General features: G+C 65.1%; 23 protein-coding genes. 12 read left to right on the top strand and 11 right to left on the bottom strand.

Annotated features, from left to right (window positions below; all coding sequences use genetic code 11):
• Positions 1-10 precede the first annotated feature (10 nt).
• Positions 11-1543: a glucosamine inositolphosphorylceramide transferase family protein gene (locus AC0L3C_RS09410; RefSeq protein WP_473258127.1), complete on the top strand. Its 1533-nt coding sequence runs from the start codon at positions 11-13 to the stop codon at positions 1541-1543.
• On the opposite strand, the gene mdlC is transcribed toward AC0L3C_RS09410, so the two are convergent.
• The 6 genes from mdlC to AC0L3C_RS09380 form a co-directional block, all read right to left on the bottom strand.
• A complete protein-coding gene (mdlC, locus tag AC0L3C_RS09405) occupies positions 1540-3147 on the bottom strand; it encodes a benzoylformate decarboxylase (protein WP_473407771.1) in 1608 nt (535 codons plus the stop codon). The genes AC0L3C_RS09410 and mdlC overlap by 4 nt on opposite strands.
• A gap of 35 nt (positions 3148-3182) precedes the next feature.
• Positions 3183-4631 (bottom strand): aldehyde dehydrogenase, encoded by a 1449-nt coding sequence (locus AC0L3C_RS09400; RefSeq protein ID WP_473407770.1) that lies wholly within the window; start codon positions 4629-4631, stop codon positions 3183-3185.
• A gap of 33 nt (positions 4632-4664) precedes the next feature.
• Positions 4665-5990 carry an MFS transporter gene (locus AC0L3C_RS09395; RefSeq protein ID WP_473258132.1) on the bottom strand — a complete coding sequence of 442 codons (1326 nt, stop codon included), beginning with the start codon at positions 5988-5990 and terminating at the stop codon, positions 4665-4667.
• Positions 5991-6079: 89 nt separating this feature from the next.
• The gene (locus AC0L3C_RS09390; protein ID WP_473407872.1) at positions 6080-7789 is read right to left on the bottom strand and encodes an FAD-dependent oxidoreductase; all 1710 of its coding nucleotides are present in this window, start codon (positions 7787-7789) and stop codon (positions 6080-6082) included.
• 46 nt (positions 7790-7835) lie between these two features.
• Complete coding sequence (locus AC0L3C_RS09385; protein WP_473407769.1) at positions 7836-8303, bottom strand: MarR family winged helix-turn-helix transcriptional regulator; 468 nt, start codon at positions 8301-8303, stop codon at positions 7836-7838.
• Positions 8304-8346: 43 nt separating this feature from the next.
• Positions 8347-9270 carry a LysR substrate-binding domain-containing protein gene (locus AC0L3C_RS09380; RefSeq protein ID WP_473277866.1) on the bottom strand — a complete coding sequence of 308 codons (924 nt, stop codon included), beginning with the start codon at positions 9268-9270 and terminating at the stop codon, positions 8347-8349.
• Between the two features lie 108 nt (positions 9271-9378).
• Between AC0L3C_RS09380 and AC0L3C_RS09375 the strand changes: the two genes are divergently transcribed.
• From AC0L3C_RS09375 to AC0L3C_RS09325, 11 genes are all read left to right on the top strand, one after another.
• On the top strand, positions 9379-9702 hold the full coding sequence (locus AC0L3C_RS09375; protein WP_473277865.1) for a Dabb family protein: 324 nt from the start codon (positions 9379-9381) through the stop codon (positions 9700-9702).
• Entirely contained in the window at positions 9699-10778 is a 1080-nt protein-coding gene (locus tag AC0L3C_RS09370; RefSeq protein ID WP_473277864.1) for a maleylacetate reductase, read from the top strand. The genes AC0L3C_RS09375 and AC0L3C_RS09370 overlap by 4 nt, the downstream gene beginning before the upstream one ends.
• Before the next feature lie 4 nt (positions 10779-10782).
• Entirely contained in the window at positions 10783-12153 is a 1371-nt protein-coding gene (locus AC0L3C_RS09365) for an amidohydrolase family protein (protein WP_473407768.1), read from the top strand.
• Positions 12154-12173: 20 nt separating this feature from the next.
• Positions 12174-13076: an NAD(P)-dependent oxidoreductase gene (locus tag AC0L3C_RS09360; protein WP_473407767.1), complete on the top strand. Its 903-nt coding sequence runs from the start codon at positions 12174-12176 to the stop codon at positions 13074-13076.
• A 15-nt stretch (positions 13077-13091) separates the two neighbouring features.
• A complete protein-coding gene (locus tag AC0L3C_RS09355) occupies positions 13092-13976 on the top strand; it encodes an intradiol ring-cleavage dioxygenase (protein WP_473407766.1) in 885 nt (294 codons plus the stop codon).
• Between the two features lie 57 nt (positions 13977-14033).
• Entirely contained in the window at positions 14034-15428 is a 1395-nt protein-coding gene (locus AC0L3C_RS09350; RefSeq protein ID WP_473407765.1) for an FAD-linked oxidase C-terminal domain-containing protein, read from the top strand.
• The gene (locus AC0L3C_RS09345) at positions 15425-16951 is read left to right on the top strand and encodes a sugar ABC transporter ATP-binding protein (protein ID WP_473407764.1); all 1527 of its coding nucleotides are present in this window, start codon (positions 15425-15427) and stop codon (positions 16949-16951) included. Before AC0L3C_RS09350 ends, AC0L3C_RS09345 begins: the two co-directional genes overlap by 4 nt.
• Positions 16944-17894, top strand: a complete 951-nt coding sequence (locus tag AC0L3C_RS09340; RefSeq protein WP_473258157.1) for an ABC transporter permease — start codon at positions 16944-16946, stop codon at positions 17892-17894. Before AC0L3C_RS09345 ends, AC0L3C_RS09340 begins: the two co-directional genes overlap by 8 nt.
• Complete coding sequence (locus AC0L3C_RS09335) at positions 17891-18868, top strand: ABC transporter permease (protein WP_473407763.1); 978 nt, start codon at positions 17891-17893, stop codon at positions 18866-18868. Before AC0L3C_RS09340 ends, AC0L3C_RS09335 begins: the two co-directional genes overlap by 4 nt.
• A 42-nt stretch (positions 18869-18910) precedes the next feature.
• A complete protein-coding gene (locus AC0L3C_RS09330; protein ID WP_473258161.1) occupies positions 18911-19885 on the top strand; it encodes a sugar ABC transporter substrate-binding protein in 975 nt (324 codons plus the stop codon).
• 80 nt (positions 19886-19965) lie between these two features.
• Positions 19966-20253, top strand: coding sequence for a YciI family protein (locus AC0L3C_RS09325; RefSeq protein WP_473258163.1), 288 nt, complete (start codon positions 19966-19968; stop codon positions 20251-20253).
• 178 nt (positions 20254-20431) lie between these two features.
• Here the strand turns inward: AC0L3C_RS09325 and AC0L3C_RS09320 are convergent, their stop codons facing one another.
• The 5 genes from AC0L3C_RS09320 to AC0L3C_RS09300 are packed head-to-tail and all read right to left on the bottom strand — an operon-like array spanning position 20432 to position 25910.
• The gene (locus AC0L3C_RS09320) at positions 20432-21424 is read right to left on the bottom strand and encodes an ABC transporter ATP-binding protein (RefSeq protein ID WP_473258165.1); all 993 of its coding nucleotides are present in this window, start codon (positions 21422-21424) and stop codon (positions 20432-20434) included.
• The gene (locus AC0L3C_RS09315) at positions 21421-22410 is read right to left on the bottom strand and encodes an ABC transporter ATP-binding protein (protein ID WP_473258167.1); all 990 of its coding nucleotides are present in this window, start codon (positions 22408-22410) and stop codon (positions 21421-21423) included. The genes AC0L3C_RS09320 and AC0L3C_RS09315 overlap by 4 nt, the downstream gene beginning before the upstream one ends.
• A gap of 19 nt (positions 22411-22429) precedes the next feature.
• Complete coding sequence (locus AC0L3C_RS09310) at positions 22430-23353, bottom strand: ABC transporter permease (RefSeq protein WP_007608574.1); 924 nt, start codon at positions 23351-23353, stop codon at positions 22430-22432.
• Positions 23350-24291: an ABC transporter permease gene (locus AC0L3C_RS09305; RefSeq protein ID WP_473258171.1), complete on the bottom strand. Its 942-nt coding sequence runs from the start codon at positions 24289-24291 to the stop codon at positions 23350-23352. Before AC0L3C_RS09305 ends, AC0L3C_RS09310 begins: the two co-directional genes overlap by 4 nt.
• A 17-nt stretch (positions 24292-24308) precedes the next feature.
• Positions 24309-25910: an ABC transporter substrate-binding protein gene (locus tag AC0L3C_RS09300; RefSeq protein WP_473258173.1), complete on the bottom strand. Its 1602-nt coding sequence runs from the start codon at positions 25908-25910 to the stop codon at positions 24309-24311.
• Positions 25911-25995: the final 85 nt, after the last annotated feature.

The raw sequence follows: 25995 nt of genomic DNA, 5'->3' as shown, positions 1-25995 counted from the left end.
TCGGCTCGACATGACCATCGAGTTTCGCTGTGAAATTGAACATGCGCGGCGATGGATGGGCCGCGAGACGCTGTCGATCGACGGCCGGGATGTACCGGTCCAGATCGCATGGACGGCAACGGCGGAGCCGCGACCGACGGCTCTCGACATGCTGTTCGAGCTCGAACGCCTGGTGTTGCACAAGGGCAAACACTGCGGCGCCGACAGGCTGAAGATCAGTCCCGAACGGATGCAGGCTCGCGCCGGCACGGCGGACGTCATCGTCGATTTCACCGGTGGCGCGCGGGATCCGAACTGCTCGGCCCGGCAGTATCTCCGCCCGCTGTTCAATGGAGCCGCAGGCGAAAACGCAGCCCTTGCCGCCATTCTCGCCGGTGATCTGCCGGTGATCGAAATCGTCGACGAGGTCGACGGTGCCGTCCTCGATCGCGGCCACCCCTCCGCCGAAATCGCGGCCGGTCTGAGCGGCGGACTGGAAACCGTCATGGCGCGAACCCTGACCATGGTGGCGGCCATCCTGTCGGGACGACCGCGCATCGTGCCGCAGCTGCCACGACCGGCCCGAATTGGTAACGGCAGCCCGCCGGCGGCGTACGTCGCGCGCGGCCTAGCGACATCGATCGCCAAGGAGATCTATCGCCTCTGCTGCTATGCCCCGCATTGGCATGTCGGATGGCGCTGCAATGATGGTGCCGGCGTCTGGCAGACCGGAGATCTATCAGGGCCTCGCTGGAACGTCCTTGCAGATCCCGGAAACCACTTCTACGCCGATCCCTTCCCCATCACGTGGCAGGGAAGAACATTCGTCTTCTTTGAGGATCTCGATCACCGAATTGGAAAAGGAATCATTTCCGCGATCGAGTTCGACGGCGCGGGCCCGGTCGGGAAGGTCGTACCCGTGCTGGACGAGCCCTGGCACCTCTCCTATCCGTTCCTGATCGAGGACGATGGCGCGTTGTGGATGATCCCGGAGAGCTCGACCAACGGGGACGTCGCCATCTATAAATGCGTTCGGTTCCCGGACAAATGGGAGCGCCACGCGACGCTGCTTTCAGGACTTGAACTCGCCGATGTGACGATCACGCGGCACAACGGCCTGAACTATCTGTTCGGGGCTTGGCGCGACGGCACCGGCGGATATTCGGATTCGCTGGCGATCTATTACGCCGAGCACCTCATGGGCCCGTGGCTTCCGCATGCCAGCAACCCCGTCCTCATCGACCGCGCGAGCACGCGGCCTGCGGGGAATTTCGTCACCATCAATGACAAATTGTGGCGGCCGGTCCAGGATTGTGCCGGCGGATACGGCGCAGCGCTCGCGCTGGCGGAAATCGTCGAACTGTCGCCGACGACGTTCAAGCAGATCGTCCGCCACTCTCTGCGGCCAGGGCCAGCATGGCCTGGCAGGAAGTTGCACACGTTGAACCGCTGCGGCCGGCTTGAGGTGATCGACGGATCGCGTGTCCAACCCAAGACCCGCGCCTTCACCAGCAAATTTCCATCGGCTGTTTTGTCGCCGCGAACCAGTCCCTCTACCAGCTAGCGCGGATGGCTGAACAGGTCGGTCGTGGCGTCGTCGACGGCGATATCGACCAGCGCCGGGCCGCTCGATGCCAACGCTTCGGTCAAGGCGTAGTCGACATCCCCGGCATCGGTCACGCGCCGCCCCGGACAACCCATTCCCCTTGCGAGCGCCACAAAGTCGAGCCCGGGCAGGTCGATTCCGGGCGGGCGATACGCCTGCATCAGCTGGCTGAAGGCGCGCATCGCGCCATAGCCTGAATTGTTCATGATCACGAAGGTGATCGGCAAGCGGCGTTGCACCGCGGTCCAGATTGCCTGGATGCAATACATCGCCGATCCGTCACCGATCAGGGCGACGATGCGGCGACCGGGCCGCGCCAGCGCCACGCCGACGGAGGCCGGCAGGCTGTAACCGAGTCCGCCGCTCGCCATCGTGTAGAAGCTGTCCGCGCCCGGCCGCGGCAGGAATTGTTGAATGGCGGGGCGATGCGACGGCGCCTCCTCGACCACGATCGCATTGCCCGGCATCAACGCCGAGAGCCGGGCGAGCGCATAGGCCGGTGGAATCGGATTTTGTACCGCTGGAGCCGCAGGCCGCATCCGCGCGGCCGGCACCTCGCGCTCCGCGATGTCAGGCATCGCCGACAGCAGCCCAGCCAGCGCCTTCGGGAGCGTGCTGATGATGGTGTCACCGGCAGAAGCGGATGCGGCTTCCGTCGGATCATCCGTGATCTGCCAGACCGGCGTTCCGTCGTCGAGCAATTCGCATTGTCCTTCGACATGGAAAGTAAACACCGGCGCGCCGACCACGACGATCAGATCGGCGCCGCGCAGGGCGCGGGCGAGCCCTCCTGGTGCTGCCGGAAGAAAGCCGGCAAACAGCGGATGCAATTCCGGAAAGCTCGAACGGCTCGACATCGGACTTGCCCAAACGGCCGCGCTCGCCTGCTCGGCCACAGCGACCATCGCGTCGACGCAGCCGTTGCGATCGATCTCGGGCCCGACAACGAAGATAGGTTTTTTGGCGGCTCGGATCGCCGCGCCGAGCCGAACGATTGCCGCCGGATCCGGCGCAAACTCCGTCGCGATGTGGCGGACCGGCGGAGCGATTGCGGGCCGCGCCCAATCATCCGACGGGACCGACACGAATGTCGGACCGCGCGGATGCTGCATGGCTGTGAGGAAGGCCTGCGCAATCGCCGCTGGGACATCTTCGGCGCGCGCCGGTTCGGCACTCCATTTCACATAGGGCTTTGGAAACTGTGCGGCGTCCTCGGCGAAGAGGTAGGGTCGCATCCGCAACAGGCTGCGCGCCTGCTGCCCGGCTGTCACGACCATCGGCGTCTTGTTGCGGAACGCTGTGAAGAGATTGCCGAGGGCATGACCGAGTCCGGCCGCCGAGTGCAAATTGACGAACGCCGGACGCCCCGTCGCCTGCGCATAGCCATCCGCCATGCCGACGACGCAGGCTTCCTGCAAACCGAGCACGTAGTCGATGTCGTCGGGCCAATCGCCGAGGAAGGCAAGCTCGGTCGAGCCGGGGTTGCCGAAAACGCGATCGACGCCAAACGAGCGAAGCACACCGAGGGTCGCTTCCCGAACCGTGAGAACTTTCGAATTCATGAATGGCGTCCTGATGGGCTTCGCTTGCTGCGCGGTCAGAAGGGATAGTGCTGCGGCTGGGTCTCGATGGTGATCCAGCGCAGATCGGTGAACTCGGCGATCCCGGCCTGGCCGCCGAAGCGGCCGTAGCCCGATCCCTTCACGCCGCCGAACGGCATCTGCGCCTCGTCATGCACAGTCGGGCCGTTGACGTGGCAGATGCCGCTTTCGATCCGCTGCGCCACCGTCAGCGCACGCGCGACGTCGCGGCCGAACACGGCGGCCGAGAGGCCATACTCCGTGTCGTTGGCGAGCCGCACGGCGTCGTCCACGCCACGCGCGCGGATCACCGAGACGACGGGACCAAAGCTCTCCTCGGTGTAGATGCGCATGCCGGGCACCACGCGGTCGAGCACGGTGGCCGGAACGACCGTGCCAACCCGGTCGCCGCCCGCGAGCTTGACGGCGCCTTTGGCGATCGCGTCCTCGATCAGTGCAACGACGTGCTTGGCCGGCGCCTCGTCGATCATCGAGCCGACCACCACCGGACCGCGGCGCGGGTCGCCGGCCGGAAGCGCGCCTGTCTTCCTGGCAAGCTTCGCGACGAACTGATCGGCGACGGCCTCGTCCACGATCACGCGCTCAGTCGACATGCAGACCTGACCCTGGTTGATGAAGGCGCCGAAGGCCACGGCGGCAACGGCGGCATCGAGGTCGGCATCGTCGAGCACGACCAGGGGCGCCTTGCCGCCGAGCTCGAGCAGCACCGGCTTGAGGTGGCGCCCGGCGAGCTCGGCGATGACGCGACCGACGCGGGTCGAGCCGGTGAAATTGATCCGCCGCACGGCCGGATTGGCGATGAGACGTTCCACCACCGCCGGCGCATCGGCCGGCGCATTGGTCAAGACGTTCACGACACCGGGCGGGAAGCCCGCGTCCTTGAACACCTCTCCGATCAGCCGGTGCGTTCCCGGACAGATCTCGGAGGCCTTGAGCACGACCGTATTGCCGCAGGCGAGCGCCGTCGCCACGGCGCGAACGCCGAGAATGATCGGCGCGTTCCACGGCGCAATGCCGAGGCACACGCCGGCAGGCTGCCGGACGGACATCGCGAGACATCCAGGCTTGTCCGACGGGATCACCTCGCCGGCGATCTGCGTGGTGAGCGACGCCGCTTCGCGCAGCATGCCGGTCGCGAGCTTGACGTTGAAAGCCGACCAGATCTCCGTCGTGCCGATCTCGGCCATCATGATCCGGATGAAGGCGTCGCGCTTGGCCTCGAGCGCATCTGCGGCCTTCAGCAACAGGGCTCGCCTCGCATTCGGGCCAAGTGCCGACCATCCTGGCAATGCCGCGGAAGCAGCCGCCACCGCAGCGTCGGCATCGGAAGCGGTCGCGGCGGCCGCGCGGGTTGCGACCTCCTGCGACAGCGGATTGCGGCGCTCGAACACCTTGCCGCCGGAAGCAGCCTGATCCTGCCCGTTGATGAGAAGACTGACGTCCATGAAAACCTCCCTGATGTGGTGATGGCGCTCGCCCTAGCCGAGCAGCCGCGACTTGCCGGTTTCATGCGCGAAGCCGAGCGCGATCATCGCCGCGAGCGCGAGCACGACGTAGTATCCCGTGATCGCATAGGTGGAGCCCGTCTGCGCAAACAGGCTGGTGGCGACCAGCGGCGCGATGCCGCCGCCCAGCACCGTCCCGAGCTGCTTTCCGATCGACACGCCGGTGAAGCGAATGCGGGTCGGAAACAGTTCGGGGAAATAGCTTCCTTCGCTCCCGAACATCAGCGGATGGATCACCCCCGCGGCGAGGATTACCGCACCCGTCACCAGCATCGTGTCACGGCTCGCGACCACACCGTAGAATGCAAACATCGAGATGGCTGCGAGCACCACGCCCGCCAGGAACAGACGCTTTCGTCCGATACGGTCGGACCAGGCGCCGATGAGGGGCATCGCAACGAGCCCGACGAGATTGGCGAACAGCACGGCCTGCGTGATGACGTCTTTCTGGACGCCGAGCTGACGGGTCGCGAAGGAGATGGTGAAGATGGCCGTCAGATAGAAATAGGATGTCTGTGCCATCTCGGCAAAGAACACGATGAGGATCGGCCGCCAGTGCTCCCGCACTGCTTCGACCACAGGCGCCACTTCAGTCACCTTTGCTTCGCGGAATGTCGCGCTCTCCTCGATGCGCAGGCGCATGTAGACGCCGAGCGCGACCAGCACCGCGCTGATCAGGAACGGAACACGCCAGCCCCATGACAACAGGTCCGCTTCCGGCAGCCGCGAAATCGTGAGCGCCGCGAAGGAGGCGAGCACGACACCGACGGGTCCTGCGGCCTGGATCACCGCGGCCGAGAAGCCGCGCCGGTGCCCGGGCGCCGTCTCGATCGCCATAAGGATCGCCGCGGTCGACTCGCCGCCGAGCGCAAACCCCTGGACGAACCGCAACGCCACGAGCGCGACGGTCGCAGCCACGCCTGCACTGGCGTAGGTCGGCAACAATCCGATCGACATGGTCGCAAGTCCCATCATGAGCAGCGTACACAGCAAGACAGACTTTCGGCCGAGGCGGTCGCCAAAATGACCGAACACCAGCCCGCCGAGCGGACGCGCCAAAAATCCGACGGCGAACGTCGCGAACACCGCAATGGTCGCCGTGAGCTGGTCGAATTTCGGAAAGAACAGCTGATCGAACACCAACGGCGCGATCAGGCCGTAAATGAAGAAGTCGTACCATTCGATCGCGGTGCCGATGGTACCGGCGATCAGGATACGCCGGCGGCTGCTCGCCGTCTGCTCGGCAGTGACGACGGTCGCAACATGATCGTCGTAGTCCTCCAATGCTTTGGTCGTCACGGTTTCCTCCTCCGGTGTCATTTGTCGTTTTTGTTGTCTTGTTATTGTTGGCCGCGCAGCCGCTGATCGGATGCGACGGCGAGAGTCGATCAGCTTGCCAGCCGTGCGCCGTCGCTCGCATTGTGTCCGAGTGCTCGGGCCAGGACGCGCCCGATCGTGCCAGCCTGTGACGCGCTGCCGCGCCAGGCCACGATCTGGTCGGGGCGTATCAAAGCCAGATCCGCCTCGTAGAGATCGCGCAGGGATTTCGGCAGCGTGACGAGTTTCACATCAACCCCGATCGCGCGGATGGTCTCAGGGACCGACGCATGCGCGGTCATGACCTCGCCGAACTGGAGCAGCGTCCACTCGAACCCGAACAGATCGTACAAGGAGACGCCGTCGTCCAACCACGCATGCGGGGCGCGCCCGCCGGGACAGGCGCTCGGAACGTAGACGTTCGCGGCATCGGGCGGCGGCTGGCTGCCATCGGAAACGATGATCGGCGAGCCGTCGTAGCGCCCGCCGAAAGTGACGCCGGGGATGTTGAATTCGGCGCGGGCGTGCTGTTCGAGATAGATGCCCGCGATCCGCCGCGCCTCCTCGCCGGCGTCGGTGGCATCCTCGATGTCAGGCGCGGGAGCGAACAGACCGAGCGAGTCGGCAAAGCGACGCGCATAATCGGTGTTGCGCAGCGCCACCGGACGCCGCTCGACCTCATAGCTGTCGAGCAGCCCCGCCGGGCTCACGCCCTTGACGACGCTTGCGAGCTTCCAGCCGAGATTGACCGCATCCTCGATCGCGGTGTTGTAACCAAGCCCGCCGGTCGGCGTGAACAGATGCGCCGCATCGCCGCCGAGGAACACCCTGCCCCGCTGCATTCCATTCGCGACCAGCGCGTGGCCGGCGGTCCAGGTCAGGAACGACAACACTTCGCAGTCGATCGGCGCGCCGCAAGCGCGCTGGAACGCTGCTTTGGCTTCGTCGATCGTGATCGCATTTTCGTTCTCATCGAGCCGAAGCTGCGTGTGAAACGCAAACTCGTCGCGACCGTTCACCGATGCCATGAAGGCGCGGCGGTCGCCGTTGAAGCAATTGTACATCCACGCCTTCGGATGCGGGATGCTCGCGTAGAAGTCGGGCGAACGGAGATAGACCGCCAGCATGCGGCCGCCCATGAAATCGCGCTGCGTTCCGGTTTCGCCGCCGTAGACGATGCCGAGCGATTGCCGGACCATCGAGCGCGGCCCGTCGGCCCCGACCAGGAAGTCGGCCCGGACCTCCAAGCGGCTGTTGTCATCGAGACGTTCGATCTGGGCGACGACGCCGTCATCGCTCTCGACGTAGCTGATCAGACGATGACCGTAGCTAAGCCGTATTCCGGGAAGCCGTTCCGCATGGCGGCGCAGCACCGCCTCGACATATTTTTGCGAGACGCGATGCGGCAGCTCCGCCGCGCTCCAGGAGCCCGACATGCCCTTGACGAGCTCGCCCGCGCGTGACGATGACGGCAACTGAAATCGAGCCAGCTCGTAACCGGTGTAGCGCGTGAAATACGCAACGTCGGTCGGGTAATCCGCAGGCAGACCTTCGCGTCGGATCTCGTCGGCAAACCCCAGCCGCCGATAGTGCTCCATCGAGCGGGCCTGCGTCGCATTGGCTTGCGGATTGAATGCCGTGCCCGGCTTTTCATCGACCAGGATCGCGGACACGCCGCGGCGGCCGAGTTCGTTGGCCAGCATCAGCCCGCAGGGCCCCCCGCCCACGATGAGCACCGCGGCCGTCAGACGTGTTTCCAAGGCGCTTCTCCCTACCAGCATTATCATGCATGGTAAGGTCGCCTGACGATATCGTCAAGTAGCCTGACTACTCGGGCTCGTGGAGCGTGTCGAATTGCGCGCCATAGACCGCCAGCCCTTTCAGGATCGCGTCCATCGTGGCCTTGCCGAGCTCGGCGCGCATTTCCTGCTCGGCGACGTCGACCGCATCGCGGAACGCATCGAGCCATTTGCGCCCAGCCGGCGTGAACATGACGATGCGCGCGCGCCGATCGGTGGGATCGGCGATGCGATCGATCAGGCCGAGTTCGGCGCATTGATCGACCAGCTCGCCCATCGCCTGCTTGCTCATGGAGGCGCGGCGGGCGAGCTCCGTCAGTCTGGTCCCCTCGACGTCGAGATTGCGTGTGAGGCCGACATGCGCGATCCGCGTTTCGCCATGCCCCTTCTCGCTCATCAGTTCGAGCACACGACCTTCGAAGCGCCGCACTGCGTTGTTGAGCAGCCGACCGATGTTGGCATGCCGCCATGCGGTGCCGGATGTCCTGGCTTTCAATGGATGTGCCTTCTACAAAGCCGCCTGAATTCGAAAATGTCGCTCACTTCGTCGCGTCGATCCAGATCCCCGGCTGCGAATGCTCGCGGATGTGGCTGACCAGGAAGTCGGAAAACACCCTGATCTTGGCGGGCAGTCCGGCACGGTTCTGGTAGGCGATATTCATCGTGAGCAGCGGCAGCTCCCAGTCCATCAGAACCGGGACGAGACGGCCCGCAGCGATATCGCTTTGCACGATATAGAGCGGCTGGATGAGGATGCCGAGCCCCGCCAGCGCGGCGCCGCGGATGACCTGGCCGTCATTGCTGTCGAGAGTCGGCGTGACGCGAACAGTCTGCGCGCCATTGCCTTTGCGCAGGCGCAGCGAATAGGGATCGTTGGCGAGATTGTAGACCAGCATGTTGTGGCGCGCGAGATCGACGGGCTGTTCCGGCTCGCCGCAGCTTGCGAGATAGGACGGCGCAGCAGCGAGCACACGCCGCATCTGGCCGATGCGCCGGACGATGATGTTGGAATCCGGCTCCTGCTCGCGTGTCCTGATCGCCACGTCGATGCCGGCCTCGATGAAATCGGAGTACCGGTTGGCGGTGGTGATCTGCATGTTGAGCTTGGGATAGCGCGCGCGGAAGGCTGGCAGCATCGGCGCCAGATAGATCACCGCAAAGGACAGCGAACTCGTGACCCGCAGCGTGCCCTGCGGCGACAGCGCGCGATCGCTGACGATGTCCTCGGCCTCCGCCAGTTCGCTCAAGACGCGGCTCGAGCGCTCCAGCAATACCTGCCCCGCCTCCGTCAACCACAGTCGACGGGTGTTACGCTCGATCAGCCGGACCGCAAGGCGCTCCTCGAGCGCGCTGAGATGGCGGCTCGCGGCAGCGTTCGACATGCGCAGGGCTTCGGCAGCTTTGGACATGCTGCCGAGCTCGGCCGTCTTGGCGAATACTTCCAACTGGAGCAGGCGGTCCATTTTTTCGCAAACAGGAAAAGAGACTTACGATTATTGACCTTTATTTCCGCATCCCGCAAGTCAAAATGGCGCAAACAGAAGCAAGATAGCAGGCGAGGAAACAGGGAAATGTCGGGCCCGATCAGGCACATCGTGATGTGGCGGCTGCGCGGGGAGACGCCAGCGGAGCGTTCCGCCGCCCGGGTCAAGGTCAAGACCCTGTTCGAGGGGCTGCGCGGCCGGATCGACGGCCTCACCCACATCGAAGTCGGCCTCGACGTCAGCAATGTCGACTACGCCTGCGACGTCGTTCTGTTCTCCGAATTCACCGACCACGCTGCGCTCGCGGCCTATGCCACCCACCCGGAACATATGCGCGTGCGCGAGGCGCTGGGCGACTTGCGGATCGGACGCTTCCAGGTCGATTATCCCATCAAAGAGACCGGCGCATGATCGGTACGTTCACCTTTGAAAACCTGCCCTGCCGCGTCGTGTTCGGCAGCGGTACGCTGGCTAGCGCCAAGACCGAGGTCGAGCGTCTCGGCGGCAAGCGCGTCCTGGTGCTGACGACGCCACAGCAGGAGGCGCAAGGCAAAAGCTTGGGCGCGGCGCTCGGTCCGCTCTACGCCGGCATCTTTCCTGGCGCGACCATGCACACGCCGCTCGAGGTCACGGAGCGGGCGCTTGCGGCGATGAAGGCGTGCGATGCCGACTGCGTCGTCTCGCTCGGCGGCGGATCCACGACCGGGCTCGGCAAGGCGCTGGCCTTGCGCACCGGAATCAACCAGCTTTGCATTCCCACCACCTATGCCGGCTCGGAGATGACGCCGATCGTCGGTCAGACCGAGAACGGGCTGAAGACAACGGTACGCGACGCCGCCATCCTGCCGGAGACCGTGATCTACGATGTCGACCTCACCTTGACGCTGCCGGCGAGCCTGGCCGCGACCTCAGGCATCAACGCGATCGCACATGCGGCCGAAGCGCTCTACGCGCGCGACACCAATCCCGTCACGTCGCTGATGGCGGAAGAAGGCATTCGCGCGTTGGCACGTGCCCTGCCTGCCATCGCCGCCAACAGCGACGATCGCGAGGCTCGCACCGAAGCGCTCTATGGCGCCTGGCTGTGCGGCGTCTGCCTCGGCACCGTCGGCATGGCGCTGCATCACAAGCTTTGCCACACGCTCGGCGGCACCTTCGACCTGCCGCATGCCGAGACCCACACCATCGTGCTGCCGCATGCGCTGGCCTACAACGCGCCGGCCGTGCCCGACGCGATGGCGCGGATCTCACGCGCAATCGGCGCCGCCGATGCATCGCAGGGACTTTTCGAGCTCGCGAAGCGGCTTGGTGCGAAGGTCGCGTTGCGCGACATCGGCATGCCCGAAGCCGACATCGACAAGGCCGCGGACCTCGCCGTCACCAACGCCTACTGGAATCCGCGCCCGCTCGAACGCAACGCCATTCGCGACCTGATCGCGCGCGCCTGGGCCGGTGAGCCGCCTGTCACCGGCAAAGCGGTGGCTTGAAGCGATGCGGCGCACGCTGATCAAATCCGCCACGATCATCAGCATGGATGACACGATCGGCGACCTCGACATCGGCGACGTGCTGATCGAGGGGAGCCGCATCGTTGATTTGCGTCCATCGATCGACATCGGTGGCGCGCCCGAAACGGAGATCGTTGACGGTACCGGGCGCATCGTCATCCCCGGCCTGATCAACGCCCATATGCACACCTGGCAGACGGCCTTGCGCGGCTATGCCGCCAACTGGACGCTGCTGGAGTATTTCCGCCGCATGCATGCCGGGCTCGCTACGATCTTCCGACCAGAGGACATTTATATCGCGACCTTGGTGGGCGCGCTGAACCAGATCAACCACGGCACGACCACGCTGGTCGACTGGTGCCACAACAATCCGACGCCCGATCATACCGACGCCGCCGTGCTCGGCCTGATCGAGAGCGGTATCCGCGCGGCTTTCTTCCACGGCTCGCCCAAGCCCGAGCCGAAACCAGGCGAACCGCACTTCTCGGAAATCCCGCATCCACGCCGCGAAGTCGAGCGACTGCTGGCGGGCCCCCTGGTCGACCGCGACGGCCTCGTCACGCTTGGGCTTGCGATCCTCGGCCCGCACTATTCGACGCTCGACGTCGCCATGCACGATTTCCGCATGGCGCGCGAGTTCAAGCTGATCGCATCGATGCATCAGGGCGGCGGTCCCGCCAAGACGCCCGGCGGCTGGGAGAAGCTGATCGAGGCGGGCCTCGTCGGCGCGGGCACCAACATTGTCCATGGCAACGACCTGCCTGACGATCTGCTGGATCGGATGGTCGATCTCGGCGTCTCGTTCTCCGTGACGCCGGAGAACGAGATGATCCAGGGCCACGGCTTTCCGATCACTGGACGGCTGCTCATGCGCGGCGTGCGGCCGACCATTGGCATCGACCTGGAATCCGTGCTGGCCGGCGACCTCTTCTCCGCCGCGCGCGTGGCGCTCTCGATGCAGCGAGCACTCGACAATGCGGAGTCGCGCAAGGCCGGCGGCACCATTCCGGCGACGACCACGATCCCCGTCCGCGAGGCGCTGCGCTGGATCACGACGGAAGGCGCCCGCATGCTCGGCCGCGAGCACCAGATCGGCTCGCTGACGCCGGGCAAGCTCGCCGACCTCGTCGTCATCGATTGCTCCGATCTCAACCTCGTCCCGGTGCACGATCCCGTTTCCACCGTGGTGATGCAGACGAGCCTTGCCAATATCGAGGCCGTGATGATCGGCGGCGTGTGGAAGAAGCGGAATGCACGGTTGCTGGCCGACGGTCTGGAGGCGAAAAAGCAACTGCTCGTGCAATCCGGCCGGCGGCTGGTGCAGGACATCGAACGACAGGGACACGCCGTGTGAAGGCGTCAAGGACAACAACAATGACAGCTTCTTCGAGGAACATCGCTTTCATCGGGATCGGCAAGATGGGCCTGCCGATGTCGGTGCTCGTCGCCAAGGCTGGTTACGCCGTGACCGCGTTCGACCGGAGCGCCGCACGACTCAACGAGGCGCGCGCGCAAGGCATTTCGGTTGCCGCTTCACCGGCGGAGGCCGTGGGGGGCAAGGCCGCGATCGTCACGTCCTTGCCCGATGACGCCGCCTTGCGCGGCGCGTTGCTCGGCCCAACCGGCCTCATCGCCGCGATGGCGGCTGGATCTGTTGTGATCGAGACCAGCACCGTGAGCGTCGAGGCGTCCGCAGAGGTCGATGCAGCTGCACAGGCACGCGGTGTCTTCTACCTGCGTGCGCCGGTCTCGGGCAATGCCAGCATCGTCCACACCGGCGCGCTGAGCTGCTTCGTCTCGGGCCCGAAGGACGCCTACGAAAAGGCAAAGCCGCTGCTCGCCGCCTTCACCCGCGCCCAGACCTATCTCGGGCCCGGCGAGGAAGCGCGATATGCCAAGCTTGCGGTCAATTTGATGATTGCGGTGTCGGCCGCCATGATGGCGGAGAGCCTGGCGCTGGCGCGCAAGGGCGGCATCGGCTGGCAGGACATTCTGAAGGTTCTCGACGACAGCGCGGTCGCCTCACCGATGGTGAAATACAAGACCGCGCCGCTGCGCAGCCGCGACTTCGACTCGACCTTCTCCTGCAGGCAGATGGCCAAGGATCTCGACCTGATCCTCGGCGCCGGCCACGCCGTCGGCGTGCCGCTTCAGCTCGCAGCCCAAGTGCGCGAGACCTATGGCTCGCTGGTCGCGCAGGGCGACGGCGACACCGACTTCATCGCGACCGTCAAGCACGTCGAGCGGCTGTCCGGCCTCGGCGAGCCAAAACTCTGATTCACGGAGGCTTCTATGCGCAATTTCAACGAGAACACGATCACGGACGCGGTGCTGGAGCGGATCGCGGGCGCGACCGATCCGCGCATCAAGCAGGTCAGCGAAGCGCTGGTGCGCCACCTTCATGCCTTCGTCCGCGAGGTGCGACCGACCCAGAAGGAGTGGGAATACGGCATCGACTTCCTGACCCGCACCGGCCATATGTGCGACGACAAGCGCCAGGAGTTCATCCTGCTGTCCGACGCGCTCGGCGTCTCCATGCTGGTCGACGCGATCAACCATCCGGTGCCGGAAGGCGCGACCGAAACCACGGTGCTCGGTCCGTTCTTCGTGCAGGCGTCGCCCGAGAAAGACAACGGCGCTGACATCTCCGGCCCGATGGAAGGCGATCCGATGCTCGTCACCGGCTCGGTATCGACCGTCGACGGACGGCCGCTTGCCGGCGCCGTCGTGGACGTCTGGCATTCCGACGATGACGGCTATTACGACGTGCAGCAGCTCGACAAGATCGGCGATCTCGCGATGCGGGCGCGCTTCCACACCGACCAGAATGGTCGCTTCAATTTCTGGTCGATCAAGCCGGCTGCCTATCCGATCCCGCATGACGGCACGGTCGGCGACATGCTGGAGGCACAGGGCCGCCATCCCTGGCGCCCGGCGCACGTGCATTTCATGATCTCGGCGCCCGGCTTCGAGCAGCTCGTGACCCATGTGTTCGTGGCTGGCGACCAGTATCTCGACTCTGATGTGGTGTTTGGGGTCAAGGACAGCCTGATCCGCGAATTTGTGCGGTGCCCGCCCGGCCGTGCGCCGGATGGTCGCATGGTGGACGGCGAATATTATCATCTCAACTACGATTTCGGCCTGAAGCGGGTCGCGAGCGACGCAAGAGCCGCATAAGCTGAACGACTGCGGACCAGACAAGAGTCCGGCAACAGGGCGAGACAGGGAGCAAGGATGGGACCGCGGGTCAGCACGAGCATATTGGCCGATCGCCTCACAGGCATGATCGGCCCGCGCGCGAGCGTTGCGCGTGGCGTGCTCGATCACCACGGGCAGAGCGAGTCGCATTATCGCAACCTGCCGCCCGACATCGTCGTCTTCCCTGAAACCACGCAGGAGGTCGCGGAGATCGTCAAGCTGTGCGCGGGCGCGAATATGCCCATCGTGCCGTTCGGCGCCGGGACCTCGCTCGAAGGCAATGCGGCCGCGGTCGCGGGCGGCGTCTGCTTCGACTTCGCACGCATGAACAAGGTGCTGACGGTGCACGAGAGCGACATGGACGTCGTCGTGCAACCCGGCATCACGCGAAAGCAGCTCAATGCGGAATTGCGCGGCACCGGATTGTTCTTTCCGATCGATCCCGGCGCCGACGCCTCGATCGGCGGCATGACGTCCACGCGCGCGTCCGGCACCATGGCGGTGCGCTACGGCACCATGAAAGACAACGTCATCGCGCTGGAGGTGGTGCTGGCCGACGGCCGCGTGATTCGGACCGCCAGACGCGCGCGCAAGTCAGCCGCCGGTTACGACTTAACGCGCATGTTCGTCGGCGCCGAGGGCACGCTCGGTGTCATCACCGAGATCACGCTGAAGGTGCATCCGGTGCCGCAGGCGATCTCGGCCGCGGTGTGCAGCTTCGATACCCTGCAGGACGCCGTCGACACCGCGATCTCCGTGATTCAGTCCGCGATCCCCGTCGCGCGCATCGAGTTGCTCGACGACGTCATGATGCGCGGCATCAACGCCTATGCGAAGCTCGGCTATCGCGAAGCCCCGACCCTGTTCTTCGAATTCCATGGTTCCGAGACCTCCGTCGCCGAACAGGCCGAAGCCGCACAGGCCATTGCCGCCGACCATGGCGGCCATGGCTTTGCCTGGGCCAAGGCGCCCGAGGACCGCAGCCGGCTCTGGCACGCCCGCGACAACACGCTCTATGCGGGCCTGGGCCTGCGCCCCGGCGCGCGCGCCGTGATCACCGATGTCTGCGTGCCGATCTCGCGGCTGGCGGAATGCCTGACCGAGACCCGGCGCGACGCGGAGGAGCACGGGTTCACCGCGCCTATCGTCGGCCATGTCGGCGACGGCAATTTCCACATGCTGATCCTGATTGACCCGGCAAGGCCCGAGGAAGCCGAAGGCGCCAAGGCGCTCCAGGCCCGCATGGTCGCCCGCGCCATTGCCATGGACGGCACCTGCACCGGCGAGCACGGCATCGGGCTCGGCAAGATCGACTATCTCACCGACGAGCTCGGCGAGGCCGTCGATGTGATGCGGTCGATCAAGACCGCGCTCGACCCTCACGGCCTTATGAATCCCGGAAAGATCTTTGCAAGCGGAGCGCAGGCATGAGCACCGCCGCATTGGCCGTCGAGCCCTCCTCGCCTGTCCCGCTGCTGGAGCTGCGCGGCATCAGCAAGGAGTTTCCCGGCGTCAAGGCGCTGGATGACGTGTCCTTTGCCGTCTTCCCCGGCGAGGTCCATATGCTGCTGGGCGAGAACGGCGCCGGCAAGTCGAGCCTGATGAAGGTGCTGTGCGGCGCCTATCGCGCCGACGCCGGCGAGTTCTATTACAAGGGCGAGCCGGCCGCGATCAACTCGACCGTGGACGCGCAGAAGCTCGGCATTGCCGTGATCTTCCAGGAATTCTCGCTGGTGCCCCATCTCGATATCGCGCAGAACATTTTTCTTGGCCGCGAGCCGAAGGGCCGCATCCCCGGCACCATCGACCGCCGCAAGATTCTCGCCGACGCCGCGCGCGTGCTCGGCACGATCGGCTTCGAGATCGATCCGTCCACCATCGTCGACAAGTTGGGCGTGGCGCAGCAGCAGATGGTCGAGATCGCCAAAGCGATCAGCCAGAGCGCCCGGATCCTCGTGATGGACGAGCCGACCGCGGCGCTGTCCGATCGCGAGACCGAGCTGCTGTTCGCACTGATCGCGCGACTGAAAGCCGACGGCGTCTCCATCGTCTACATCTCGCACCGCATGGCGGAGGTGTTCGCGCTCGGCGACCGCATCACCGTGCTGCGCGACGGTCGTCGCATCGACGGCGTTCGCCCGGCCGACGTCACGCCGGACCAACTCGTCCGCATGATGGTCGGTCGCAACGTCGACATGACCTATCCGCGCAACTTTGCCGACAAGCCCGGCGAAGTGCTGCTCGAGGTCAAGGGCCTGAGCGCCACCACCGGAATCTCCGACATCAACATCGAGGTGCGCCGCGGCGAGATCGTCGGCCTGTGTGGGCTGGTGGGCTCCGGTCGCAGCGAGGTCGCGCGCGCGATCTTCGGCGCCGATCCCGTGACCTCAGGCGAGATCGTCTTCGACGGCAAGACTATCTCCGGCGAGCCTGATCTTGCCGCGCGCCGCGGCATCGCGCTGATCCCGGAGAGCCGCAAGAGCGAGGGCCTGGCGCTGTTGCGGTCGGTGGGGGACAATCTGGTGGTGTCGGCGCTGCGAAAACTGTTCCCGAGCGGTCTGTTCGATCAGCGCAGCGCGCAGCGCACTGCCGACGGCCTGATCCGTCAGCTACGCATTGCGACGCCCAGCGCGCGCCAGATCGTCGGCCTGCTCTCGGGCGGCAATCAGCAGAAGGTCGTGATCGGCAAGTGGCTCGCCGCCGGCTCGAAACTCTTCATCTTCGACGAGCCGACCCGGGGCATCGATATCGGTGCCAAGGCCGAAATCTTCGCCCTCATCGACCGCCTCGTCGCGGAAGGCGCGGCGGCGCTGATGATCTCGTCCGAACAGGTCGAGATCTGCCATGTCTGCGATCGCGCCTATGTGATGCGGGGGGGTCGCATCGCCGGGCACCTCGCGCGCAACGAGCTGACAGAGGAGAACATCGTGCGACTGGGGATGCATCATGCGTGAGGCCGCGGTCGTCTCTCAACCGAATCCGCTGCAACGGATTCCCGGCGTTGCCATCGTTCTGGTGCTGTTGATCGCGCTGTTCAGCACGATCGCGCCCGGCTTCCTGTCGGTCGCCAACCTCTCCAACGTGCTGGTGCAGTCGACGATCCTGACCATGCTCGCGCTGCCCATGACCTTGATCATCATGACCGAGGGGCTGGACCTGTCGATGGGCGCGGTGCTGACGCTGACCTCGCTCTGCGTCGCCATCGTCTCGCTCGCCACCCACTCGATGTTGCTCGGCCTCGGCGCCGGACTCCTCGTCGGCGCGGCCTTCGGTTTCGCCAACGGCTGGCTGGTCGCGATCGTTGGCATCCCGCCGTTCGTTGCGACCTTGGGCACGCTCGGCATGGCGCAGGGCCTGTCGCTGATCGTCAGCGACGGCCAGAGCGTGGTCGGCATTCCCCACAGCGTGCGCGACATCTACTCGGCGACGCTGCTCGGCGTGCCCGTGCCGATCGTGATGGCACTCGTCACCTATGCCGCCTTTCATGGCCTGCTCTATCACACCCGCTTCGGCACCTATATCTTCGCGCTCGGCGGCAACCGGGAGGCGCTCCGCTATGCCGGCCTGTCACCCAACCGGCTACTGATCGCGGTCTATGCGATCGGCGGCGCCATGGCCGGCACCGCCGGCCTGCTTATGACGGCGCGGATGAATTCCGGGCACCCAACCGCGGGCCTCGGACTCGAATTCGATGCGATCGCGGCCGTCGCCGTCGGCGGCACATCGTTCGAGCGCGGCAATGGATGGCTGCTCGGCACTGTGCTCGGCGTGCTCTCGGTGGGCGTGCTGCGCAACGGGCTGAACCTGATCTCGCTGCCGTCCTCGGTGCAGGTCGCAAGCGTCGGCGTTCTCGTCATCGTGGCGCTGTTCCTGGATGGCCTGCGGAGCCGCGCATGACCGACATCAGCAAAGAGGCCATCGCGCCGCCCCGTTCGTTCCTGTCGCAGGACGCGATCCAATTGTTCTATCGGTTGCTTGCGGCGCTGCTGATCTGCGCGGTGCTCGCCGTGCTCAGCGATTCCTTCCTGAGCCTCGGCAACATCCTCAATGTGCTCCGGCAGGCGAGCCTGACCTTCTTCATCGCGTCGGGCCTGACGCTGGTGGTCCTGACCGCTGGCCTCGATCTCTCCGTCGGCGCCAATGTCGCGCTGTCCGCCTGCATCGCCGGGACCGTGATCCACAAGACCGGCTCGCCGGCGCTTGGCATCCTCACCGGGCTTGCCTGCGGCGGCCTCGTTGGCCTCCTCAACGGCGTGATGGTCACCGCGCTCCGCATCCCCTCCTTCATTGCCACCTACGGCATGCTCTGGGTGCTGAACGGCCTCACCTATTGGTACATGGCGGGCGAGACCCTTCACGGCTTCCCGGCCGGCTTTCGCCAGATCGGCAGCGGCTATCTGTTCGGCCTGCCAATCCCGGTCTATCTGCTGCTGGTGTTCCTCGGGATTGGAACGCTGTTTGCGCAGCGAACGATCTGGGGCCAGGAGATCTATGCGATCGGCGCCAATCCGGTCGCGGCCCGGCTCTCCGGCATTCCGGTCGCGCGCCGCCTGCTGCTGGTCTACGCCGTCTCCGGCACCATGGCCGGGCTAGCCTCGATCATCTTCCTGTCGCGACTCAATTCGGCCGAGGCCGACATCGGCGAAAGCCTGACGCTGCCCGCGATCGCCGCCGTGCTGATCGGCGGCACCTCCCTGTTCGGCGGCGTCGGTACTGTCTTCGGCACCTTCATCGGCGCACTGATCCTGACGCTGGTGCTGAACGGCATGAACCTCTTGTCGGTCAGCGCCAACTGGCAGCCGCTCGTCACCGGCATCATCGTCATTCTCGCGGTCTGGCTCGATATGAAAACCCGCCGCCGCGCGCAATGAGTTCTTGAACGACCAACAAGCAAAACGAGGGATGGAGGCAACATGAAACAGAAACTGGGTTATTTGACGCTGCCGCTGCTGATGGCGGCCGTGTTCACCACGCAAGCGCGAGCCGACGGCGAAACCATCGCCGTCTTCACCAAGAACCAGACCAACCCGTTCTTCCAGACGGTGCGGGTCGGCGCCGACAACATGGCGAAGACGCTGAACGCGAAGACGCTGCAGTACATCCCGACCAAGCCCGACAGCATTCCCGAGCAGCTCAGCCAGATCGAGGATGTCGTGGTGAAGAAGCCGAGCGCCATCGTCTTCACGCCGGTCGACTACAAGGCGATGGTACCGGGTGTCGAGAAGATCAACGAGGCCAAGATCCCCGTCGTCAACATCACCGACCGCTCGGCCGGCGGCAAGTTCCTCTCCTTCGTCGGCGCCGACGATTACAGCCTCGGGCTCGAAACCGCGCGCTTCCTGCTCAAGACGCTGGGCGGCAAGGGCAACATCGTCATCATCGAGGGCGTCAAGGGCTCGCTGACCAATGTCGACCGCGTCCGCGGCTTCAACGACGCGCTGAAGGAAAATGCCGGTGCGAAACTGCTGGCCTCGCAGCCCGGCAATTACCAGCGGCTCCAGGCGCTGCAGGTAATGGAAAATCTGATGCAGTCGAACGCGCAGATCGACGGTGTGCTCGCCGCCAACGACGCCATGGCCGTCGGCGCGATCGAGGCGCTCGACGGCGCCAACCGCAAGGCGCAGGTGATCGGCATCAATGGCACCAAGGAAGCGATCGACGCGATCAAGTCCGGCAAGCTGCTCGCGAGCGGCGACTACAACGGATTTTTTCAGGGATGCCTTGGCACCATGATGGCGATCCGATCCCTGCGCAACCAGCCCGTCATCGCCGAGATCGTGCTGAAGCCGACCGTCATCACCAAGGACAATTACCAGCCGTTCGACGTGCCGCTGGAGCAACGGAGCTGCCCGACGTTCGAGGAAGCCAGCAAGCTCGGCGGCAAGTAACCAGGCGCACCCATCACAACAAGCCCGGACGGCCGCTGTCGCGGCCGTCCCAAGAAAACGAGACATAAACGGAGACCACCATGCTGTTCGCCATTCACGCTCTCGACCGCGACGGCGCGCTGCCGACCCGGCTCGCGAATTACGATGCCCACAAGGCTTTCCTGAGCGACACCTCCCGCTTCGGCGTCAAGATCGTGATGTCGGGACCGCTGGTCTCCGACGACGGCGAGAGGATGATCGGCAGCCTGTTCCTGATCGAGGCAGCGGGCCGTGACGACGTCGAGGCCTTCAACCGAGCCGATCCGTTTGCGGCGGCCGGCATCTGGGACAAGGTCACGATCACCGGCTTCCTGCGCCGCCAAGGTTGAAGGCCGCTAAACAAAAAACGCGAAAACAACCCCATGCACAGTAGAACGATGTTGTTTTTGCACATGAATTTTCGTCGTAGACGTCTTTGACTCGTCGGGCAAAACAGGAGCAGAGTGGCATCATCGCCCGATTGTCGCGCCTACGCCTCGATCCAGAGGATTGCCGCCGGCCCAACGGCTAGCCGCTCGCCACCGCTGCACTACCTTCGAGATGACAGGCCACCCACTGCTCGGGTCCAGCCGCACGCAATGTCGGCTCCTCGGTCCGGCAGCGATCGAACACGAGCGGGCAACGGGTGTGGAAGCGGCACCCGCTCGGCGGGTTGATCGGGCTCGGCACGTCGCCCTTGAGGATGATCGGATTGCGCTGGGCCCCCGGCTCCGGCAGCGGGACCGCCGAGAGCAGCGCCTTGGTGTAAGGATGCTTTGGCGCGGCGAAGATCTCGTAGCGCGGCGCCACCTCGACGATCTTGCCGAGATACATCACCGCGACGCGATGGGTCATGTGCTCGACGATCGCGAGGTCATGGCTGATGAACAGCAGTGCCAGGCCGAACTCGCGCTGGAGATCCTGCAGCAGATTGACGATCTGGGCCTTGACCGAGACATCGAGCGCCGAGACCGCCTCGTCGCAGACGATCAGCTCGGGCTCGGCGGCGAGCGCCCGCGCGATGCCGATGCGCTGGCGCTGGCCACCGGAGAATTCGTGCGGCCTGCGGTTCAGCGCCTCGCGCGGCAGGCGCACGGTATCCATCAGCGCCGTCACCCGGGTTTCGAGATCGATCGCGGATTTGGCGAGGCCGAAATTGCGGATCGGCTCAGCCAGGATGTCGCGCACGCGCATGCGCGGATTGAGGCTCGAGAACGGATCCTGGAACACCACCTGCACGCGGCGGCGCATCTGGCGCATCGTGCTCGGATGGGCGTCGTCGATGCGCTGGCCGTCGAGGATGACCTGGCCTGCCGTGATGTCGAACAGGCGCAGAATGGCGCGGCCGACCGTCGATTTGCCGCAGCCGGATTCGCCGACCAGCGAGAGCGTCTCGCCGCGCGCGATCTCGAACGACACGCCGTCCACCGCATAGACCCATTCAGACTTGCGGCTGAACAGGCCCTTTTTGACCGGGAAGTGCTTCTTGAGGTCGTTGACCTGGAGCAATGGGGGACTCATGCCGCGACCGCTCCCTTGGCCGCATAGTGGCAGGCCGCGACGTGACGTGGCCCCTTCTCTTCGAGCCCCGGCGCGTACTGCCGGCAGAGATCGGTCGCGAGCGCGCAACGGCCGGCGAAGACGCAGCCGACGATGGGCTTGCGCAGATCAGGCACCTGCCCGGGAATCTCTGCCAGCCGCCTCGCGGTGCCGGTTAGCGACGAGCCGAGCCGCGGCACTGCACCGAGCAGACCCTGCGTATAGGGATGACGCGGCGATCGGAACAGGTCCGCCACCGGCGCTTCCTCGACCTTGCGGCCGGCATACATGACCATGACGCGCTCCGCGATTTCGGCGACCACGCCGAGATCGTGGGTGATCAGGATGATCGCCGCGCCAACCCGGTGCTTGAGGTCCAGCATCAGCTTCAGGATCTGCGCCTGGATCGTCACGTCGAGCGCGGTGGTCGGCTCGTCCGCAATGAGAAGCTTTGGATTGCAGGCGAGTGCAATGGCGATCATGACGCGCTGGCGCATGCCGCCGGAAAGCTGATGCGGATATTCGCGCACGCGACGCTTCGGCTCGGGAATGCCGACCAGAATCAACATCTCGATGGCGTGCGCCTCCGCGGCCTCCTTGTCGAGGCCCTGGTGGATCATCAGCGTTTCGCGGATTTGACGCCCGACGGTCAGCACCGGGTTGAGGCTGGTCATCGGCTCCTGAAAAATCATCGAGATGTCGTTGCCGCGGATCGCGCGCATCTCGCGATCCGACATTTGCAACAGGTCCTTGCCCGCGAAGCGGATGCTGCCGGCGATCCTGCCCGGCGGTTCCGGGATCAGCCGCATCAGCGACATGGAGGTCACCGACTTGCCGCAACCGGACTCACCGACGATGGCGAGGGTCTCGCCCTCGTTGACATGGAACGACACGCCTTCCACCGCGCGGTTGATGCCGCTGGGCGTGCGGAAGTGCGTTTGCAAATTCTCGACTTCGAGCAGTGCCATCGCGATCAGTCCCTCACCTTCAGAGGCTCTTGGCCATGCGCGGATCGAGCGCATCGCGAAGGCCGTCGCCGAGCAGGTTGACGGCGAGCACGGTGACGGACAAGAAGGCCGCCGGAAAGAACACAATGTAGGGCTTGACCTGCCACAGCGCCCGCCCCTCGGCCATGATGTTGCCCCAGGACGGAATGGTCGGCGGCGTCCCCGCGCCGATGAAGGACAAGATCGCCTCCGTGATCATCGCACTGGCGCAAATGTAAGTCGCCTGGATCAGCATCGGCGCCAGCGTGTTGGGCAGGATGTGGCGCAGGATGATCATCGGTGTGCGCGTGCCGCAGGCTACCGCCGCATCCACGTAAGGCTGCTCGCGCAGCGACAGCACCACACTACGGACAAGACGGGAAACCCGCGGTATCTCGGCAACGGTAATCGCCAGAATGACGTTTCCGACGCTGCCGCGTGTCAGCGCCATCAGCGCGATCGCCAGCAGGATCGGCGGGATCGACATAAGGCCGTCCATGAAGCGCATCAGGATGCCGTCGGCCCAGCGGATGAAGCCGGAGACGATGCCGATGGCGAGACCGGCCGCGGAGGCGAAGATCGCAACGGACAAGCCGACCGTGAGGGAGACCCGTGCGCCGAACAGCACGCGCGAATAGATGTCGCGGCCGAGAACGTCGGTGCCAAACCAGTAAAGCGCCGACGGCGCGCGGGTCCGCTTGGCCGGCGCAAGTGCGGTCGGATCCACCGTTCCAAGATAAGGCGCAAAGATCGCGATCAGGACGAGCAACAGCAGCAACGTGCCGCCGATGGCAACGGTGGGATGGCCGCGCAGCAGCCCGATGAAGCCGCGCCGGATCGTGACCGGCCGGAGGATCTCGGGCAGTTGCGGCGCGAGGACGAAGCCCGCCGGCAGCGCTTGCGGATTGACGGTCGTGTCGGTCAATAGCGGATCCTCGGGTCAACGAGCGTATAAATGACGTCGATCATCAGATTGACGAGGACGTAGACGAAGCTGAACAGCAGCACGATGCCCTGGATGACGGGATAATCGCGGCGCAGGATCGCGTCGATGGTGAGCCGGCCGAGTCCGGGAATCGCGAACACGCTCTCCGTGACGACCGCGCCGCCGATCAGGAGCGCGATGCCGATCCCGATCACCGTGACGATCGGCACCGCCGCGTTCTTCAGCGCGTGGACGAACAGGATGCCGCCCTGCCCGAGCCCCTTGGCGCGCGCGGTGCGGATATAATCCTGCTGCAACACTTCGAGCATGGTGGCGCGCGTGATACGCGCGATCAGTGCGATGTAGACACAGCCGAGTGCGATCGACGGCAGGATCAGGTTTTGCAGCCAGGGCCAGAAGCCTTGAGCGAGCGGCGTATAGCCCTGCACGGGAAGCCATTCGAGCTCCAGCGCGAAGACGTAGGCGAGGACATAGCCGACGACGAAGACCGGCAGGGAAAAGCCGAACACGGCAAAGGCCATGATGGCCCGGTCGATCAGGCTTCCCGCCTTCCACGCCGCCAGCACCCCGAGCGGCACCGCGACCACGATCGTGAGCAGGAGCGTGACCATCATCAGCGACAGCGTCGGGCCGAGACGCTGCCCGATCATCGTCGAGACCGGTAGATTGGTGAAGATCGAGGTGCCGAGATCGCCGTGCAGAATGCGCCAGACCCAGCTGCCGAACTGGATCAGGAAGGGGCGATCGAGGCCGAGGCTCTGACGAATGCGCTCCACATCCTCCGGACTTGCCTGATCGCCTGCGATCACCACGGCGGGATCACCCGGCGCGATGTAGAGCAGGCTGAACACGAACAGCGCGACGATCGCCATCACGGGCAAGGTCGAGGCGATACGCCGGAGGATGTAGGAGAGCATCTGGCTTCAGCGCAGGGTCATGCGGATTTCGACACGCCCCAGAAGAACGGCAGCGGCCCTTTCGTGATGCCGGAGACGTTCTTGCGCCAGGCCGTGTAGCTGAGGAAGAAGCCGGTTGGCGCGTAGACGACGTCCTCGAGCGCGACCTTGTTGAGGCGAGCGACCGCGGCCTTCTCCTCGTCGAGGTTCTTGGCCTCGAACCAGGACGTGACCTCCTTTTCCGTGCCGGGGCTGTTCGGCCAGCCGAACCAGGCCTTGTCGCCGTTGGCGCGAATGGCGGTGTAGGGCGCCGGATTGATGCAGTCCGAACCCGCATGCCAGGTGTGGAACATGTTCCAGCCGCCCTGTCCGGGGGGAGTCTTCTGCGCGCGGCGGGAGCCGACCGTGCCCCAATCGGTCGCGACGAAGTCGACATTCATGCCGAGCTTCTTTAGGAGATCGGCGGTCACATCGCCGAACGCCTTGGTGATCGGCTGGTCCTGCGCTACGAGGCACGTAACCGGCTGGCCGGAATAGCCGCTCTCCGCGAGCAGCTTCTTGGCAGCGTCGAGATCGCGCTTGCCCTTCAGGACCTCGCCGCCCGCCTCGGTATAGAGCGGCGTATCCGGCGTGAAGTAGCCGGGCAGCGGCTTCCACAGCGAATTGTCGTCGCCGACGAGCGCACGCATATAGTCTTCCTGGCTCATCGCCATCAGCACCGCGCGCCGCGCCCGCACGTCGTTGAAGGGCGGGTACAGGAAGTTCATGCGGAACGAGCCGACATTGCCGAGCGGATCGCCGATGTCGACGCTGATGTTCTTGTTCTTCTTCAGGATCGGGACGAGGTCCGCGATCGGGTTCTCCCACCAGTCGATCTCGCCGTTTTGCAACGCGGCCGCGGCGGTCGCCGGATCGGGCATCACGATCCATTCGACGCGGTCGAGCAGCATCTGCTTGCCGCCGGCGAGCCACGACGCCTTCTCCTGCCGCGGCACATAATCGGCGAATTTTTCGAACACTGCTTTCGCACCGGGGACCCACTCACTCTTGGTGAACTTCATCGGCCCCGAGCCGACATAATCGCCGATCTGCTTGAACGGGTCGGTCTGCGCAATGCGCTCCGGCATGATGAAGGCGCAAGGCGAATTGTTCTTGCCGAGCGCATAGAGCATCTTCGGGAACGGCTGCTTCAGCACCCATTTGAAGGTACGATCGTCGACAGCAGTGAGCTCCTGCTGCAGTGCCTTGAGCATCAGCCCCATCGGATCGCGCGCCGCCCAGCGTGTGAGACTCGCAACGACGTCCTTGCTCCGAACCGGCTCGCCGTCGTGGAATTTGAGCCCCGGCCGCAGTTTGAACGTCCAGGTGGTGCCATCGTCGGTCACTTCCTCGGACTCGACCATCTGCCGCTGCGGCTGCAGCGAGGAATCGACGCCGTAGAGCGTATCCCAGACCAGCGCGGCGGCATTGCGCACGACATATTGCGTGCCCCAGATCGGGTCGAAATTGGCGAGGTTTGCTTGCGGCACGAAGCGCAGGGTGCGCGCGGAGGCGCCTTGTGCGATCGCCGGGGCCGAAAGGCCGCTCAACGCCAGACCGCCCGCGCCGGCAAGTCCCTTCAATACGGTCCTGCGATCCATGAAATCCTCCCAATAGTGCCGTGATGCCGGCCATCGTTGGCCAAGAACAGGTGAAACCAGAGCTCATTGGCGTGCAAATGGTATG

The organism is Bradyrhizobium sp. WSM4872, assembly GCF_055811715.1.
This window is presented reverse-complemented; position numbering and strand designations above follow the sequence as displayed.